At 69.3% G+C, this 16,468-nt stretch carries 16 protein-coding genes and 1 pseudogene; 9 read left to right on the forward strand and 8 right to left on the reverse strand.

Annotated features, from left to right (window positions below):
• The first annotated feature begins 41 nt into the window (after nt 1-41).
• Nucleotides 42-1,010: a DMT family transporter gene (locus DL991_RS28510; protein WP_125787438.1), complete on the forward strand. Its 969-nt coding sequence runs from the start codon at nt 42-44 to the stop codon at nt 1,008-1,010.
• Here DL991_RS28510 and DL991_RS28515 read toward each other — a convergent pair.
• Both DL991_RS28515 and DL991_RS28520 read right to left on the reverse strand, forming a co-directional pair.
• Nucleotides 924-1,397, reverse strand: a complete 474-nt coding sequence (locus DL991_RS28515) for a universal stress protein (protein ID WP_125787439.1) — start codon at nt 1,395-1,397, stop codon at nt 924-926. The two genes, DL991_RS28510 and DL991_RS28515, sit on opposite strands and share 87 nt — an antisense overlap.
• 7 nt (nt 1,398-1,404) lie before the next feature.
• On the reverse strand, nt 1,405-2,982 hold the full coding sequence (locus DL991_RS28520; protein ID WP_125787440.1) for an MDR family MFS transporter: 1,578 nt from the start codon (nt 2,980-2,982) through the stop codon (nt 1,405-1,407).
• An 80-nt stretch (nt 2,983-3,062) separates the two neighbouring features.
• On the opposite strand from DL991_RS28520, the gene DL991_RS28525 reads away from it, so the two are divergent.
• Nucleotides 3,063-3,644 carry a TetR/AcrR family transcriptional regulator gene (locus DL991_RS28525; protein WP_125787441.1) on the forward strand — a complete coding sequence of 194 codons (582 nt, stop codon included), beginning with the start codon at nt 3,063-3,065 and terminating at the stop codon, nt 3,642-3,644.
• On the opposite strand, the gene DL991_RS28530 is transcribed toward DL991_RS28525, so the two are convergent.
• On the reverse strand, nt 3,632-4,522 hold the full coding sequence (locus DL991_RS28530; protein WP_125787442.1) for a LysR family transcriptional regulator: 891 nt from the start codon (nt 4,520-4,522) through the stop codon (nt 3,632-3,634). The two genes, DL991_RS28525 and DL991_RS28530, sit on opposite strands and share 13 nt — an antisense overlap.
• A gap of 100 nt (nt 4,523-4,622) precedes the next feature.
• On the opposite strand from DL991_RS28530, the gene DL991_RS28535 reads away from it, so the two are divergent.
• Nucleotides 4,623-5,507, forward strand: coding sequence for an NAD(P)H-binding protein (locus tag DL991_RS28535; RefSeq protein ID WP_125787443.1), 885 nt, complete (start codon nt 4,623-4,625; stop codon nt 5,505-5,507).
• A gap of 95 nt (nt 5,508-5,602) precedes the next feature.
• On the opposite strand, the pseudogene DL991_RS44050 reads toward DL991_RS28535, so the two are convergent.
• The 4 genes and pseudogenes from DL991_RS44050 to DL991_RS28555 all read right to left on the reverse strand — a co-directional run.
• Nucleotides 5,603-5,773: pseudogene (locus tag DL991_RS44050) on the reverse strand (glycosyltransferase); the annotation flags it as partial.
• A 328-nt stretch (nt 5,774-6,101) separates the two neighbouring features.
• Entirely contained in the window at nt 6,102-6,767 is a 666-nt protein-coding gene (locus DL991_RS28545) for a response regulator transcription factor (RefSeq protein ID WP_125787444.1), read from the reverse strand.
• Nucleotides 6,768-7,006: 239 nt separating this feature from the next.
• Nucleotides 7,007-7,654, reverse strand: coding sequence for a TetR/AcrR family transcriptional regulator (locus DL991_RS28550; protein ID WP_125787445.1), 648 nt, complete (start codon nt 7,652-7,654; stop codon nt 7,007-7,009).
• Nucleotides 7,655-7,707: 53 nt separating this feature from the next.
• Nucleotides 7,708-9,948 (reverse strand): NB-ARC domain-containing protein, encoded by a 2,241-nt coding sequence (locus tag DL991_RS28555; protein WP_199754110.1) that lies wholly within the window; start codon nt 9,946-9,948, stop codon nt 7,708-7,710.
• Nucleotides 9,949-10,041: 93 nt separating this feature from the next.
• On the opposite strand from DL991_RS28555, the gene DL991_RS28560 reads away from it, so the two are divergent.
• Nucleotides 10,042-10,686, forward strand: coding sequence for a response regulator transcription factor (locus tag DL991_RS28560; RefSeq protein WP_125787446.1), 645 nt, complete (start codon nt 10,042-10,044; stop codon nt 10,684-10,686).
• 9 nt (nt 10,687-10,695) lie between these two features.
• Here the strand turns inward: DL991_RS28560 and DL991_RS28565 are convergent, their stop codons facing one another.
• Nucleotides 10,696-11,265 carry a LuxR C-terminal-related transcriptional regulator gene (locus DL991_RS28565; RefSeq protein ID WP_125787544.1) on the reverse strand — a complete coding sequence of 190 codons (570 nt, stop codon included), beginning with the start codon at nt 11,263-11,265 and terminating at the stop codon, nt 10,696-10,698.
• 453 nt (nt 11,266-11,718) lie between these two features.
• On the opposite strand from DL991_RS28565, the gene DL991_RS28570 reads away from it, so the two are divergent.
• The 5 genes from DL991_RS28570 (at nt 11,719) to DL991_RS28590 (ending at nt 16,377) form a co-directional block, all read left to right on the forward strand.
• On the forward strand, nt 11,719-12,246 hold the full coding sequence (locus tag DL991_RS28570; RefSeq protein WP_233599045.1) for a toxin-antitoxin system HicB family antitoxin: 528 nt from the start codon (nt 11,719-11,721) through the stop codon (nt 12,244-12,246).
• Between the two features lie 51 nt (nt 12,247-12,297).
• A complete protein-coding gene (locus tag DL991_RS28575; protein ID WP_125787447.1) occupies nt 12,298-13,143 on the forward strand; it encodes a DUF4097 family beta strand repeat-containing protein in 846 nt (281 codons plus the stop codon).
• 32 nt (nt 13,144-13,175) lie between these two features.
• Nucleotides 13,176-14,126, forward strand: coding sequence for an ATP-binding cassette domain-containing protein (locus tag DL991_RS28580; protein WP_125787448.1), 951 nt, complete (start codon nt 13,176-13,178; stop codon nt 14,124-14,126).
• Entirely contained in the window at nt 14,123-14,914 is a 792-nt protein-coding gene (locus tag DL991_RS28585; protein ID WP_125787449.1) for an ABC transporter permease, read from the forward strand. Before DL991_RS28580 ends, DL991_RS28585 begins: the two co-directional genes overlap by 4 nt.
• Nucleotides 14,915-15,123: 209 nt before the next feature.
• Nucleotides 15,124-16,377, forward strand: a complete 1,254-nt coding sequence (locus DL991_RS28590) for an HNH endonuclease signature motif containing protein (RefSeq protein WP_125787450.1) — start codon at nt 15,124-15,126, stop codon at nt 16,375-16,377.
• Nucleotides 16,378-16,468: the final 91 nt, after the last annotated feature.

Below are 16,468 nucleotides of genomic sequence, written 5' to 3' on the forward strand. Positions count from 1 at the left end.
CTCGCTGGTCCTCTCCGCCGTCGTGCGATCGAATCGAAGTCATGCGACACACCGGAATTCTCGCCGATCCGCGCGTGCAAGGAGTACTCGGAGCCCTCTCGATCGCCCTGTCCGCCCCGCTCGTCGCGCTGTCCGGCGTCAGTTCGACGACGGCGACGTTCTTCCGCTGCCTGTTCGCCTTGCCGGTCCTCGTGCTGCTGGCTCGATCCCGGGAGCGAGGACACCGTCCGCCGCCTGCCGCGCGGCGGCGCCACGTGTTGGCCGGTGTCCTGCTCGGGATCGACATGGTGCTGTGGAGCGAGGCGATCCTCGCCGTCGGCGCGGGGGTCGCCACGGCACTGGTCAACGTCCAGGTGGTCTTGGTCCCGCTGGCCGGGCTGCTGTGGTTCGGCGAGCGGCCGTCGCGGTCGTTCTGGCTGTCGATCCCGGTGATGCTGGCGGGGACGGCGCTGGCCGGGGGACTGGCCGACGGTGGTGCCGCGGGCAGTGATCCCTGGTACGGCACGGTCATGGCCGTGCTGGCGGGCGTGGCCTACGCCGGTTACCTGATCCTGTTGCGCCGCGCCGGAACCGAAGGCGGCGGCCGCACGACGATGCTCGCCACCGCGACCGCGGCGTCCGCGAGCGTGGGTGGGCTTTCGGGCCTGTTCGCGGGAAACCTCGACGTCACGCCACCGGCTTCGGCGTTGCTGTGGTTGTTCGTGCTGGCCGTGACCGGACAGGTGCTCGGCTGGCTCCTGATCGGGAAGGCGCTGTCCGCCCTGCCCGCGAGCGGCGGGTCCGCCGTGCTGATGCTGCAACCCGCCGCCGCGATCCTGTTCGGGGCCGCCCTGCTCGGTCAGTGGCCGACACCGTTGCAACTGGCGGGCTGTGCGCTCGTCGTCGTCGCGGTGGGTGTCGTGTCGCTACTGGGCGGCCGGTCGTCAGGGAACCACCAGCACCGGCCAGTGCCCGGTCCTGATGAGCTTGGTCGCGACGGAGCCCGCGAACCGGTGGCCCGCTTTCTGTGACGCGCCGACCACCACGGTGTCGACCTGGCCGCGGTCGGCGGTGTCGCGAAGCGCGGTGTACGGGTCGCCGAAGGTCTTCAGGAAACTGACCGGCACTTCGAGTTCCTCGGCCGCCGCGCGGATCTGCTCGCGAAGTTCGGCGTAGAGCTGCTGTGCGGTGTCGTGCTCCACCGTCGCCGCGACCGCCGGTCCGAGCGCCGGGCGGCAGACGAAGGCGACGATCAGCCTGCCGCTCTCGCGCCGCGCCATGCCGAACGCGAACGCCGCCGCACGCATCGCCGTGTCGGAGCCGTCGACCCCGGCCAGGATGGCCCGCCCCGTGTGGTGCCGAGGCGGGCCGAAACGCTCCACAGTGGACTCGAAGGCCCTGGCTGCGTTCCCGTTCATCGCGCGCCTACCTGGTGACCCGGTCGGATGCCGGGGCTTCCGTCTTCGGCTCCACGTCGAGGGTGGTGCGCAGGGTGAGCGGCTTGAGCAGCAGCGCCGCGAGCACGCCCACGACGCCAACCGCCGCGGAGATCAGGAAGATGTGCGCGGTGGCGTCGCCGTACACGGTGTGCACGATCGTCTGGACCTCCGGCGGCAGCGCCTTGAGGTTCAGCGCGCTGACGCTTCCCGTCGACGCCTGGCCTTCCGGGACGTGCAAGGCGGTCGACAGGTCGGCGGTGACCCGGTTCGCGAGCACCGCGCCCAGCACCGAGACGCCGATGGTGCCGCCGAGCGACCGGAAGAACGTGACCGAGGCGCTGGCCGCGCCCAGATCCCGCAGCGGAACGGTGTTCTGCACGGCGAGCACGAGGTTCTGCATCGTCATGCCGACACCGACGCCGACCACCGCCATCGCGATGCCGACCAGCCACAGCGGCGAGGCGTGGTCGACCGTGCCCAGGCCGAGGAAGCCGATCACCAGGGTGATCGTGCCCGCCACGATGTACGGCTTCATCCGTCCGGTGCGGCTGATCAGGCGCCCGGAGACGGTCGAGGAGACGAGCACGCCCGCCATCAGCGGAATGGTCAGCAGACCGGCTTCGGTGGGGGAGTAGCCGCGGCCGACCTGGAAGTACTGGCCGAGGAACACCGCGCCGCCGAACATCGCCATCCCGACGGCGAGGCTCGCGACGATCGCCAGCGCGGGGGTGCGCTGGGTGATGATGTGCAGCGGGACGATGGGTTCGCGGACCTTCCGTTCCACCAGCACGGCGAGCACCAGGAGCACGACGCCGCCCACCACCATGAGGGCCGTCTGCCACGAGAGCCAGTCGAAGGTGTTCCCCACGAACGAGACCCAGATCAGCAGCACACTCACGCCCGCGGCGATGAGACCCGCGCCGAGGTAGTCCACCTGGACGTCCTCCCGGCGGACGGTCTCCAGCTTCAGGGTCCGCTGCAGCACGATGAACGCCGCCACCGCGATCGGCACGCCGACGAAGAAGCACCACCGCCAGCCCAGCCACGGCACGTCCACGATCAGCCCGCCGAGCAGCGGGCCGCCGACGGTGGCGACCGCCATGACCGCGCCGAGGTAACCGTTGTAGCGGCCGCGTTCACGCGGCGGGATGATCGCCGCGATCACGACCTGGACCAGGGCCTGCAGGCCGCCGACACCGATGCCCTGGAACGCGCGGGCGGCGATGAGCTGGCCCGTGTTCTGGCTGAACCCGCTGATCATCGACCCGATCACGAAGATCACGATCGCGACCTGCACCAGCGTCTTCTTGTTGAACAGGTCGGCGAGCTTGCCCCAGATCGGGGTGGTGGCCGTCGCCGCCAGCAGGGTGGCCGTGACCACCCACGTGTACTGCGTCTGCGTGCCGTTCAGCGAGCCGATGATCAACGGCAGGGCGGTCGACACGACCGTCGAGCTGATCATCGCCACGAGCAGCGCGAGCAGCAGTCCGGACAGCGACTCGAGCACCTGCCGGTGTCCCATCGCCCCCGGTGGTGCCTCCGCCGTCGTTCCCTCGGTCTTCATGGCGTCCTTTCGAGCGGCAATGTTGCTCACTGTGCAAACTTGCACAGTGAGAACTTTATTCCCCTCGCTACGCTGTCCTGGTGGACACCCTCGACACGCTCCGCACCCGCAAGAAGGCGGCGACGCGGCAATCACTGCACGAGGCCGCGCTCCGGCTGGCGATGGAGCACGGTCTGGACGGTGTGACCGTCGAGGACATCGCCGACGCGGTGGGCGTGTCCCGGCGGACCTTCTCGAACTACTTCGCGAACAAAGAGGACGCGATCCTGCACGCCGACCGCGAGCGCACCGGGCTCCTGGTGTCGCTCGTCGAAGGCAGGCCGTCCGGCGAGAAGCCGTGGCAGGCGCTGCGCGCGGCGTGCCGGGAGCTGTATCGGGCGCATCCCGTCCCCGACCGTGAGTGGGGGGCGCAGCTACGGCTGCTGCGACGGCATCCGTCGCTGCTCGCGCGGCAGGCCGGTGACCGGTTCGCCCTCGAACGCGACCTGATCGCGGTGCTGCTCGCCAGGGGGCACGGCCTCGATCAGGAGCTGGCCAGGCTCACCGCGGCGACCTTCCTCGCCACCCTGCGGACCGGGAACGTGCTGTGGCTGGAAGGCCCGGAGGATCAGCCGCTGCCCGAGGTCGTGGACCGGTTGCTCGGCCGCGTTCAGCTCCGCTGAGCGAGGGTGTTCGCGGACGTCACCACCGAGACGGCCGAGCGGACGAAGGCGGCGACGGCCGGTGACCGGGAGTCCTGCGGCCACATGACGGTGAGGGTCACCGGCTCCAGGTCGTCGACGGCCAGATACGCGATTCCCGTGCGGCGGTAGCGATCCGCCACCGAAACGGGCAGGAAACAGACGATGCTGCCCAGTTCGACCAGTTTGAGGATCTGCGTCAGATCCGAGACGCGGCCGTGGGGCACCGCGGTGCCGGGCGGAGCGATCGAGGGGCCTTGGTCGGCGGCGGCGCCGTCGGGAAGGAGCCGGCCTTTCAGATCCGCGAGGGTCAGCCGCGACCTCGCCGCCAGCGGATCGTTGGCCGCCAGTGCCACCAGCCGGGGTTCGGTCAGCAATGGCTCGAAGTCCAGGCCGCGCGCGTCGAAGGGGGAGGGGACGAGCGCTACATCCGCTCGCCCGTCCCGGAGTTGCTGCGGTTGTTCCCCACGGCCGCCGAGGATCAGTTCGATGGGCAGGGCGCCGTCCTCGGTCTCGTAGGTTTCGATGATCTTCGGCAGACACCCGGCGTCATGGTCGGCCTTCAGCGCCAGCCGCAGCCGGGGATCGGGGCGGCCCGCCTGCCGCGCCCGCCGTTCCGCCGCTGCGACCGCTTCGAGCGCGTTCTTGGCGTCCCGCAGGAATCCTTCACCCGCTCCGGTCAGCGTGACCTGGCGGGTGGTGCGTTCGAACAGCCGGACGCCCAGCCGTCGTTCGAGCTCCCGGATCGCCCTCGAAAGCGGCGGCTGCGCCATCGAAAGGCGCTCGGCCGCGCGTCCGAAGTGAAGCTCCTCCGCGACCGCCACGAAGTATCTGAGCTGCCGCGTTTCCAGGTCACTCATATCCCCAGGGTATCAATGGTGACCGAGGCGGTCCTTCGGTCCGGCGGCCGTTCCGGCTTGACTGGGTGACGTCGAAATCCCCCATCACCTCGGAGTCTTCATGATCGTCGTCACCGCGCCGACCGGACAGATCGGCAGCCGGGTGCTCGCCACCCTCCTCGAAAGTGGTGAGCCGATCCGCGTGATCGCCCGCGATCCCGCCCGGCTCCCCGAGCACGTCCGAGCGCGCGTCGAAGTGGTCAAGGGCTCGCACAGCGACGCCGACGTCGTCGACGAAGCCTTCGCCGGTACCGACACCGTGTTCTGGCTGGTCGCCGCGGATCCCCGTGCCGAGAGTCTCGAGGCGGCCTATCTGGACTTCACCCGGCCGGCCTGCGAGGCCGTCAAGAAGCACGGCGTGGCGCGAGTGGTCGGCATTTCAGCCCTCGGCCGTGGCTTCGCGGAGAACGCCGGATACCTGTCGGCGTCGCTCGCCATGGACGACCTGATCGCCGGCACAGGTGTGCGTTACCGGGCGCTGACCATGCCCACGTTCATGGACAACCTGTTGTGGCAGGCCGAAGCGATCGGCAAGCACGGCGTCTTCTTCGGGCCGCTCTCAGGCGACCGCAAGGCGCCGACCTGCGCCACCCGCGACATCGCCGCGGTCGCGGCCGGAGTGCTGCTCGACCGGTCTTGGCACGGCGTCGCCGAGGTCCCGGTACTCGGCCCGGAAGACCTGTCCCAGAACGAAATCGCGGAGATCATGTCCGACGTGCTCGGGCGGCCGGTGCGCTACCAGCAGGTCTCCATGGACGCCTTCCGTGCGACACAACGGGAACACGGCTGGTCCGAGGCGATGGCCCAGGGCATGGTCGACATGATGGCCGCCAAGGAGGCGGGCATCGACACCGCCGCACCGCGAACGCCAGAGGCCACCACGCCGACGACCTTCCGCCAGTGGTGCGAGGAGGTCCTCAAGCCGGCTGTCGGTCCGGTGAACTGACGCCCCCGGAGCAGTTTCGCGGCCACTATCGCCCCGTCGGTCCGGATAGCGTCCGCCACACCGATTCCCAGCTCCGCCACCCGCTCGGCCCAGTACGGCTGGTTCGCGATCCGGAGGACGACCACCTGGGGCGTGCCAGACAGTGAGGCCGCCGTCGTGGTGCCCGCGCCGCCGTGGTGCACGACGGCGGCCGCCCGGCGGAACAGCGCCTGCTGATTGACTTCGCCGACGACGAAACAGTCGTCGGCGTCGTCGATCGAGGCCACGCCGGCGGTTCACCGGATTCGAGGACTCCTCCAGATCGTCCGGGAGCGGACGGTCGTCGGGCCGGATCCACGCTCCCGTCGGTTGTCCGTCTCGCCTTTCGGGGACGGCGTGCCCGGCCGGAGCCCGGGGCGAGCTTCAGCGCGTCTTCCCCTCGCTTCAGCGACGACACCCCACGTCGTCGGCAAACACGCATTTCGCGACTCCCCATTTTGCGATTCCCGTCCTTCGGCGCGCAATTCTGCGGAATGACCATGGTCTTGCCGCAAGCCCCATGTCCGCTACAAGTTGAAGGGGGCGGGAAAATGCGTCCACTTTGGACGGACCTTTTCAGATCGAGCCGGTGCGCAACGCGAAGGCGACGGCGTGCGTGCGGTTGTGCAGGCCGTAGCGCGACATCACCCGGTGGAGGACGTTCTTCACCGTGCTCTCCGAATAGGCGAGTTTGATCGCGATCTCTTCCGTGCCATGGCCATCCGCCAGCAGGCGGAGCACTTCGCGTTCGCGGTCGGACAATCCGGACAAGGCGAGACCGTTGGGGATCAGCAGGTCTTCCTGTATCCGATCGAGCTGGGAGAGCAGGCTGCCCTGCAAACGCGGCGGCAGGGCGCCGGCGCCCTGGCTGACCGCGAGAATCGTCCGCACCAGATGCTCGCCGTCGAGATCGAGCCGCGGCAGCAGAGCGGCCATGCCGCATTCGATCGCCGTCATCAGGACCTGGACCGGGAAATGGTCGGTGACGATCACGCATCTCGGTGGCGCCGGGAGTGACGACGCGGCGCGAACCTGGCGCAGGAAAGTGAAGACCCCGTCGCCGATCGAATCCCCGACCGTCACGATCACTTCGGCCGGTCCGAGGTCGGTTTCGGCAAGCACGTCCAGCCGTTCGTCGGCGCCGAGGATGCTCGTCGTGCCCAGCCCGGCCAGTAGATCCGGCGCATGCACGGCGACTCTGACGCGATCGGTCCTCCTGCTGAGCTTCTCCCCGTGAATCATGATCGAAGTCCCCATCCGAAGCGCTCGGAAACCCTGAAGCGGGCAGGCGGACCGGCCGCCGCCCGTCGGGTGTGCGGGCGGTCGATCCGCGATGTGAGTAGTTCTTGCTTTACTTAGAAGCTATAACCTTCCAATGTTGCATGTCAACCGCCGAAGGAAGGCGGCAACGTCACAGGACAAGACGCCCGGAAGGCGGGAAAGGTTCAGTGCGCACGCGATCGGACTCGGGCGAAGGCCGGTCACCGGGTCGTGAGGTCGTCCAGTTCGTCCGCGATCAACAGGCCGGGATCGAATTTCATACCGGTGAAATGGCCGGCGAGTTCGAGTGAGAGCACGCCGTGCAGGCGGGTCCAGAAGGCGAGCGCTCGATGCAGGGTCGCGGACGGGGCCGGATCGTCGCCCGCCCAGTCGCGGTGGCCGTCCAGATGCTCGTCGAACGGGGTTGCCGGCTTGTCGACGGTGATCCCGCGGGACGCTTCGAGCAGCACGGTCATGACTTCGTGCGAAATGGCGGTGGTGTCGTCGGGCGCGTGGTAGCCGGGAACGGGTGTGCCGTAGATGAGGAAGTAGCGCTGCGGGTCGCTCCGGGCCCAGTCCCGGATGGTGACGGCGAGCCCGGCCAGGTCGGCACCGGCGTCGAACGCCGCGCGGACGGTGTCGGCCAGGCTTCGGTAGGCGTCGCGGATCAGCGCGGTGATGAGGTCGTCGCGGCTGGCGAAGTACCGGTACAGGGCGGGACCGCTCATCCCCACCTGTTTGGCGATCGCGTTGAGCGACAGCGCGGGCACCCCGGCGGCGGCGATCTGCTCCCACGCGTGCTGCTTGATCTCCGCGCGCACCTGGTCGCGGTAGCGCTCCCGCGGGCTCTGCCCGTCCGCGTCCGTCATCGGCCCTCCCGCTCCGTCGGCCCGCAGCTTAGTCGGCGCTTCTCCGCGAGTGGTCACTCGGGCAGCAGCGCCAGTTCGGCCAAAGCCTGCTCCCGCCGGGCGGTGAACGACGGCTCGGGGGACAGCTCGACGGCCAGGGTGAGGCACTCCCTGGCCTCCTCGAAAGCACCCGCTTCCCGCCAGGCCCGCCCTTCGCGGAACGCGCAGATCGTCTCCATCGCGTCGAAGCCGCCTTCCCACGAGAGCCACCGGCTGGTGCGGTAGTAGCCTGCCGCTTCCCGCCATTCGGCGAGATCGCCGAGTACGTCACCGATGGCGCGCAGGGACAAGGCCTTCAACATCCGGCGGAGGCCGGGATAGGTGTCGGCCGCCAGCCGTTCGGCGTCGGCGAGCACGCCACGGTGGACGGCGAGCGCTTCGGCGTGCTTCCCCGCCGCGAGCAACGCGTATCCGTAGACGTTCCGTGCCGAGCTTTGCCCGTCCCAGAACGGTAATTCGTCCGCCAGCTCGTAGCCGCGTTTCGCGAATTCGAACGCTTCGGCGTCCTCTCCGACGTATCGAAGTACCTGGCCGAGGTAGATCGACGCCCAGGTCTGCTCGGTGCGGTCGCCGATCCGGACGGCGATGTCCAGCGCGCGCCGGTGCGCCTCGACGGCACCTTCGGCGTCGTCGAGGCAGACACTGCAGGCCCAGCCGACGAAGTTGAGCAGTTTCGCCTCGTCCCCGGCGTTGCCGAGCGCCCTCGCCGCGTCCGCGCCGAGGGAGAAGATCTCCCACCACGGCCGCTGGGAACTCCGCCCGTCGGAGTACCAGTGCAGCGCGATGGCGAGATCGCCGACCTCCCGGTGCCAGCCCTTCCGTGCCGCGACCCGGTGCGCGGCGATCCAGTTCCCGGCCTCGATGTCCAGCCAGCGCGCGCTTTCGTCCCGTGAACCGAACCGGCCGGTTTCCGGGGCCCGCGGGTAGAACAGCCTGGCCGCCTCGGCGGCCTTGCCGAGCAGATGGGCGAGCACGATGTCCCGCGCGGCAGGGTCTTCCTCCGCCTCGAACCGTTCCTCGGCGAACAGGCGGATCAGGTCGTGGAACTGGTGCCGTTCCGGATCCGCCGTGGCCTGCAGGAGACTGGCGTCGACGAGTTCGTCGAGCTGATCGCGGACGTCGGCGGGGGCCGCGCCGGACACGACGCCCGCGAGTTCGAGGCCGAAGTCGGCGCCCGGCACGGTCGCCAGAAGCCGGAACAGCCGCCGCGCTCCGGCCGAGACCGCGCGATAGGACAGGTCGAACGCCGAGCGCAGTTGCAGATCTCCCGCCGCGAGCGCGCGCAGCCGGGTGCCTTCGTCACGCAACCGGTCGGCCAGGTGGGCCAGCGACCACTGCGGCCGGGTCGCGAGCCGGTTGCCCGCGATCCGGACGGCGAGCGGAAGGAAGCCGCACAGTTCGACGAGTTCCCGCGCCTCCGCCTGCTCCGCATCGACCCGGTCGGCGCCGATGATCCTGGCGAGCAGACCGGTCGCGCCGCCGTCCGAAAGCGGTTCGAGCCCCAGCCACCGGGCGCCTTCGAGCCCGGCGAGCGTGCGGCGGCAGGTGATCAGGGTGAGGGAGCCCGGCCCGGCGACCAGCAGCGGCCGGAGCTGCGCCTCGTCGGCGGCGTTATCGAGCAGCAGCAGGACTTTCCGGCCTTCGAGCAGCATCCGCAGCAGCGCCGACCGGTCGTCTTCGGAGGCGGGTACCTGCCCCGGCGCTACGTCCAGTGCGCGCAGCAGCCGGTCGAGCGCGGCACGGGCGCTCAGCGGTTCTTCGTCCATCCCGCGCAGATCCATCGCGAAGACCCCGTCCGGGTAGTCCGCGCGCCAGAGATCCGCCGCGGTCACCGCGAGCGCGGTCTTCCCGACCCCGGCCTGTCCGACGATCGCGACCACGCCACCACCCTCGGCGGCCTTGGCGGACAGTTGCGCCAGTTCGCTTTCGCGGCCGGACAGATCCGGCGGCGGCGTGGGCAGCGCGCAGGTCGCCGCGACCTGGGCGGCCAGCGCCGGGTTCCGGCGGCGTCCCTGTTTGGCGACGGTCAGGAAGAACTCCCGGTCACCGCCGGTGAGGCCGAGCGCGTCGGCCAGTACCTCGGCGGAGCGCTGCTGAGCGGCTCGCGCGCGGCCGCGCTCCAGCTCGCGCAGGGCACGGACGCTGATCCCGGAGGCCTCCGCCAGCCGTCCCTGTGTCCAGCCCGCGGCCCGCCGGTGTTCGAGCAGCAGCTTGCCGAACACCGACCGCGTCTCGCTCGCCTCCACCGGTTCCACCGCGGTCCATTCAACCGGCAGGCTTCCGCCGTCGAAAAGCTGCCCCCTGCTTCCGCTTGTCCCGGCTTCGCCGCGGCCGGTTACCTGGAACCCATGTCGACGATCATGACGACGCCCGTCCGCCCGGTCGCCCGGACCGAAGGGCGCCGGGAGATCCTGGTCGCCGTGCACGCCGACGACCCGCTCGTCCGCGCGGGCCTGCGCAGCGCGCTCGGGGACGGCCCCGGCATCACGTTGCGGGACGACCCGGCGCAGGCCGACGTCCTCGTCGCGGTCGCGGGGGACGAGCCGCGCCGGATCCCCGCCGGATCCACCCGGCTGGTGCTGGTGGCCGATCGGCCCAATCAGGCCGAACTGTGGGCCGCGGTGGAACGCGGGCTCGCCGTGGTCGTCGCGCGCTCCGAGGCGACGCCGGGACGGCTGCTGCGCGCGGTCGCCGACGCCCACGCCGGCCGGGGCGATCTGCCCGCCGATCAGCTCGGCAGCCTGCTGCGGGGGATTTCGCGGCTGCACAAGGAAGTTCTCCAGCCGCGTGAGCTCACCCTCAGTGGCCTTTCGCCGCGCGAGACCGAAGTGCTCCGGCTGCTCGCGGACGGGTTCGACACCGGTGAGATCGCCCGGCGCGTGGCCTACTCCGACCGCACCGTGAAGAACATCCTGCACGGCCTGCTCAGCCGGTTCGGTTTGCGCAACCGCACCCACGTCGTGGCGTACGCGCTCCGCGAAGGCCTCATCTGACGAACGGCTTCAGATCACCCCTTCGCGGATCGCGTACGCCACCGCGTGCGACCGGTTCCGCAGGCGCAGCCGGTCGGTGACCGCGTAGATGACGTTCTTCACCGTTCGTTCCGAATAGGACAGTTCGGTGGCGATTTCCTGGGTGTCGAATCCGTCGGCCATCAGCCGGAGGACGTCGATCTCCCGCGACGAGAGCGCCGATCCGGCGGGCCCGCTCGGCGCGAGCAGCTCCCGGTGGAGCCGCTCGGCGTGTTCGGTCAGCCTGCCGAGCAGAGCCGACGGCGGGGTCACGGTGCCCGACGCGGCGACACGGACGCTGTCGGCCACCCGGGAATCGGTCATCGCCGACCTCGGCAGGATGGCGACCACCCGGCACGCCACCGCGGCCGCGAGCCCGCCTTCCTCGATCAGGTCGGTCACCAGCACGATCGGCTTGCCGAGTTCGACGGCGACCTCGCGCAACGCGGCGACCGCGTCGGCCGAAAGCCGGTCGAAAGCCGCGACGACGACATCGGTTTCGTCCCGTGCCCGGCCGTCGACCACCGCCACGGACGCGCGGGTGTCGAGGAGGTCGGCCATTCCGGCCTTCGTGATGGGGTCCAGGGCGCAGACGCTCACCCGAACTGCTCGCATGTGTTCCTCTTCTGTCGCGGACGGCCCGCTGTCCACTGTGGATCTTCGAATTGTCAAGGTCCGCCGGTACAGAAAGCGTTGCCCGCATGAGCGAGCACACCTCTTGTACGGTGGAAACCGGGTGGCGGCCCGCCTCGGTGACCCCCACACCTGATGGCGGGTCGCTCCCTTTTCCCGCGCGGCTCGCGGCGATTCTCGCCCGCTGCGCCGACCGCGGCAACGCAATCGGCCGCGTCGTGCTTCCCGCGCCAGCTGAGAATGGCCGAATGGGCATCCCCTTGCCGTGACCATGACCGCCGACTCAAGAATTATCCCTCCGACCTGCGTAAACGCCACTTTGGCGCAAGATGGCGCCATCTGGCACTTGCCATGGCGCCATCGTGGTGCCATGATGGCATCATGGATTTGACGCCCTTTGTGGACACCGTTCGCCGGGAGCTCGCCGTCGCCGCCGAGGCGGGGGGAGCGGAGGCGAGCGCGCTCGCCGAACGCCTGACCGCGCCGCTCGCGTCGGCCATCCGGCTGGCGCTGCTGGACGCGTTGTCCGCGGCGTCGGACGAGATCACCCGTGACCTCGCGCCCGGTTCGGTCGAAGTGCGGCTGCGCGCCGGGGAAGCCAGCTTCGCCGTCACGCTTCCCGCGGCCGAGCAGGACGGGCCGATCGCGGCCGCGGCGCCGGAAGCCCCGGCGCCTCCGCAGCCGCCGCTGCCGGACGAAGAAGGAGCCACCGCCCGGATCAACTTCCGGCTTCCGGAGCACCTCAAGGCACGCGTCGAGGAAGCCGCCGCCGCACAAGGCCGTTCGGTCAACGCGTGGCTCGTGCGGGCCGCGTCCGCCGCGCTCCAGCCGTCGGAACGGGCCACCCCGCCCGCTCCGGTGAGCGGCGGTCACCGGGGCACACAGCGTTACACGGGCTGGGTCAGCTAGACCCCGCTCACCAGCACAAACATCGATCACGCCACCTCTGAGGGGACAACCATGCCTACTTTCGCCACCCCGGAACCCATTCTCGCGGACCTCGAGCCGGTCGTCGGCAACGTCCGCATCGTCGCCGGCGACCGCACCGAAACGGTCGTCGAAGTCGCCCCGCTCGACGAGAACAACGCCTCCGACGTCGACGCCGCGAAGCGGACCGTCGTCGAATTCTCCGGCGGCACCCTGACGGTCCGCGCGCCGAAGATGCGCCTGCTCGACTTCAGCAACCGGACGAGGTCGATCGACGTCACCATCGAACTGCCCGCCGGCTCCCGGGTTCAGGGGAGCACCGGCCTCGGCGACCTGACCGCGACCGGGCCGCTCGGTACCTGCCGCTACAAATCCGGAACCGGGCACATCCAGCTCGACCACACGGGTGAGCTGAAACTGCACTCCGCGTCCGGGAACATCGTCGTCGAGCGCGTCGACGGCAACGCCGACATCAGCACGAGCTCCGGTCGCGTGCACGTCGGCGGGATCACGGGCACCGCGGTGGTCAAGAACTCCAACGGGTCCACCACGATCGGCGCCGCCGGTGACTCGATCCGCCTCCGTTCGGCCAACGGCGACATCACCGTGGAGAGCGCCGAACGCGGCGTCGAAGCCAAGACCGCCAACGGTTCGGTCCGCGTGCTCGACGCCGCCAGGGGGACGCTCACGCTCGGAACGTCGTTGGGGGACATCGAGATCGGCATCCGCGAGGGCAGTGCGGCCTGGCTCGACGTGAACACCAACTTCGGCCGGGTCCTCAACGACATGACCGCCGCCACCGCGCCCGGCGACGCGACCGACAAGGTCGAAATCCACGCCGGCACCGCTGTCGGCGACATCATCGTGCACCGTTCCTGACCAACCGGTCCTTACACCTCAGGGGAATCCACATGAGACACCCGGCCATTTCCGCGACCGGACTGCGCAAGTCCTACGGCGACAAGGTCGTCCTGGACGGCATCGACCTGCACGTCCCGACCGGCACCGTCTTCTCCCTGCTCGGCCCCAACGGCGCGGGCAAGACCACCACCGTCAACATCCTGTCCACTTTGGTCGGTCCGGACGGCGGCGCCGCGACCATCGCCGGAGCCGACCTGGCCACCGATCCGGACGGGGTCCGCTCCGTCATCGGCCTCACCGGCCAGTTCTCCGCGGTCGACAACCTCCTCACCGGTGAGGAAAACCTGTTCCTCATGGCGGATCTGCACCATCTGCCCCGCCGCGAGGGACGCAAACGCGCCGCCGAACTCCTGGAACGGTTCGAGCTGACCGACGCCGCGAAGAAGACGCCGGCCACCTTCTCCGGTGGCATGCGCCGGAAACTCGATCTGGCGATGACGTTGATCGGTGACCCCAAGGTCATCTTCCTCGACGAGCCGACCACCGGCCTCGACCCGCGCAGCCGCCGCACGATGTGGCAGATCATCCGGGACCTCGTCGACAGCGGCGTGACGATCTTCCTCACCACGCAATACCTCGAGGAGGCCGACCAGCTCGCCGACCGCGTCGCCGTGCTCGACGGCGGCCGGATCGTGGCACTGGGCACCCCCGATGAACTGAAGCGTCGCGTGCCCGGCGGGCACATGCAGCTGAAATTCCCCGACGCCGTCTCGCTGCGCGACGCGACCCGCGTACTTCAAGTGTCCACTTCGGACGAAGAAGCCCTGGTGCTCCGCGTGCCGACCGACGGCTCCGTCACCGCCCTTCGCGCCGTGCTGGACCGGCTCGACGCCGAAGCGGTCTCCGTCGACAGCCTCACCGTGCACACCCCCGACCTCGACGACGTGTTCCTCAGCCTCACCGGTCACCGGACCGAAGCGACCAAGGAGATGGCCCGATGACCGCCCTGTCCCTCTCGATGCGCGACTCGGCGACCATGCTGCGGCGCAACATCCGGCATATGCGACGCTATCCGTCGCTCACCATCATGCTGATCGGGCAGCCGATCGTGTTCCTGCTGCTGTTCGTCTACGTCTTCGGCGGCACCCTCGGGAACGGTCTCGGCGGCGGCGGAGGCGGCAGAGCCGAATACGTCGGCTACGTCACGCCCGCCATCCTGCTCGTCACCGTGTGCAGCGCCGCCCTCGGCACCGCCATCTCGGTGGCGACGGACATGACCGAGGGCATCATCGCCCGGTTCCGCACGATGGCGATCAGCAAAGCGTCGGTCCTGACCGGCCACGTCGTCGGCGCACTCATCCAGACGGCGTTCGCCCTCGCCGTGGTCTTCGGTGTCACACTGCTCATCGGCTTCTCGCCGACCGCGGGCGTCGGCGAATGGTTCGCCGCCGTCGGCATGCTGTTGCTGCTGACCATCGCGCTCACCTGGCTGTCGGTCGCGCTCGGCCTGGCGGCCAAGAGCGTGGAGACGGCCAGCAACACGCCCATGATCTTCATGCTGCTTCCCTTCCTCGGCAGCGGTTTCGTGCCCACCGACTCCATGCCCGCCTGGCTGCGCTGGTTCGCCGACTATCAGCCGTTCACGCCGGTCATCGAGACCATCCGCGGCCTGCTGCTCGGCACCCCGATCGGCAGCAGCGGCTGGCTCGCGGTCGGGTGGTGCGTGCTGCTTTCGGTCGTCGGGTACGTGTGGTCGAAGTCCTTGTTCGCGAAGGAACGCGACCGCTGAGAGGTCGACTGGGGGTCGCCCCGGGCCGGAACGTGGGTGTTCCGGTCCGGGGCGTTGGTCTTTTGGCGGTCTTTGGTGGTCGGTCTTGCGTGACCACGCAACGCGAGTTTGTTTTCTCGGCGCCATCACCCTTCAGTGTTGTTCGTTCGATTTCATTGTCGCTTAAAATTACGAACGCCTGTTCGATTGCTTTGCGGTATTATTGAGGGGTGTCCGAGACTTTCCTTCCCGAGTTGCCGCAGGAACTGTGGCGCGCCGGCAAGCTGGAGCTTGCCCATGGCGTGCAACAGTCTTTGCAGGTGATTCGGATGGCCACCGCCGGTCTGGGGCGATTCTTGGCGGAGATCGAGTCTCGTGGTGTCAAAGACCTGTACGGCTATGGTCGTACAGCCAACTGGTTCGCCGATATCGCGGGACTATCGGTCGGTGAGGCGCGTGCGGTGGTGAACCGGGCCGTCGCCCTGAACCCCACTCGTGCTTTGGATGGCACTGAGGTTCCTGCTGCCGCACCGGCTACTGCTGCGGTGGCGGAGGAGGGGTTGGTCGGGGATGAGCGAATCGGTCAGATCCTGGAGATCCTGAAGAAGCTCCCGGCCGACACTTCCACCGAGGACCGGGCCAGTGCCGAGAAGATCCTCGCCGACCTCGCCCGCGACGCCGGACCCCGCCAGCTCGCGGACGCCGAAGTGAACCTCCTGGCCTGGCTGGATCCGGACGGCAACGAGCCGAAGGATCCCGAACCTACTGAGCCGCGCCGGGAGATCACGCTGGAGCGCCGTAAGGACGGGTTCTGGAAGCTGACTGGTCTTCTCGATGACGAGACGGGTGCTCGCACCGCTGCGGCTTTGGAGGCGTATGCGCAACCGCGGCCGGTGGACGAGTTCGGCCAGGTGGATCTGCGGATGAAGTGCGAACGGATGGGTGATGCGTGGGTCGACATCCTGGACTTGGCGATCGCGTGCCCGGACCAGCCCGGGACCAGCGGCTATCGGACTCTGCTGCATGTCACTATCGGACTCGACGAGTTGAAGTCCGGTCTCGGGACCGCCTGCTTGGACTTCGTCGGGGCGATGACCGCTCGCGAGGCACGCCTCGCGGCCTGCGACTGCCTGATGCTGCCGGTTGTCATGAGTGCGGCCGGTGAACCCCTCGATGTGGGGCGGCTGCGACGGTTCGTCACTCCCGGCCAGCGGCGTGCGTTGAACATCCGGGATGGCGGTTGTGCGTTCCCTGGGTGTCATCGGCGGCCGAAGAACTGCCACGCCCACCATATTCGTCACTGGGCTGATGGAGGTTCTACGGATCTTCGGAATCTGGTGTTGCTGTGCGGTTTTCATCACCGGCTGATCCATCACGGTGATTGGGAAGTCCGGATGGCGGCCGATGGGTTGCCGGAGTTCATCCCGCCCCAGTACCGAGATCCGCTCCGAAAACCCCGGCGCAACACCCTCCACCACGTGTGACCCGAGGAGCCCGCCCGCCAGCCACACCGGCGACGGGCCCCTCGCCATGCCCAGCGGACTTGAAGTACATGAAGGGGTCCTTCCCTCGGCT

Source organism: Amycolatopsis sp. WAC 01375 (genome assembly GCF_003947325.1).
In the GTDB taxonomy this organism is placed as follows: Bacteria; Actinomycetota; Actinomycetes; order Mycobacteriales; family Pseudonocardiaceae; genus Amycolatopsis.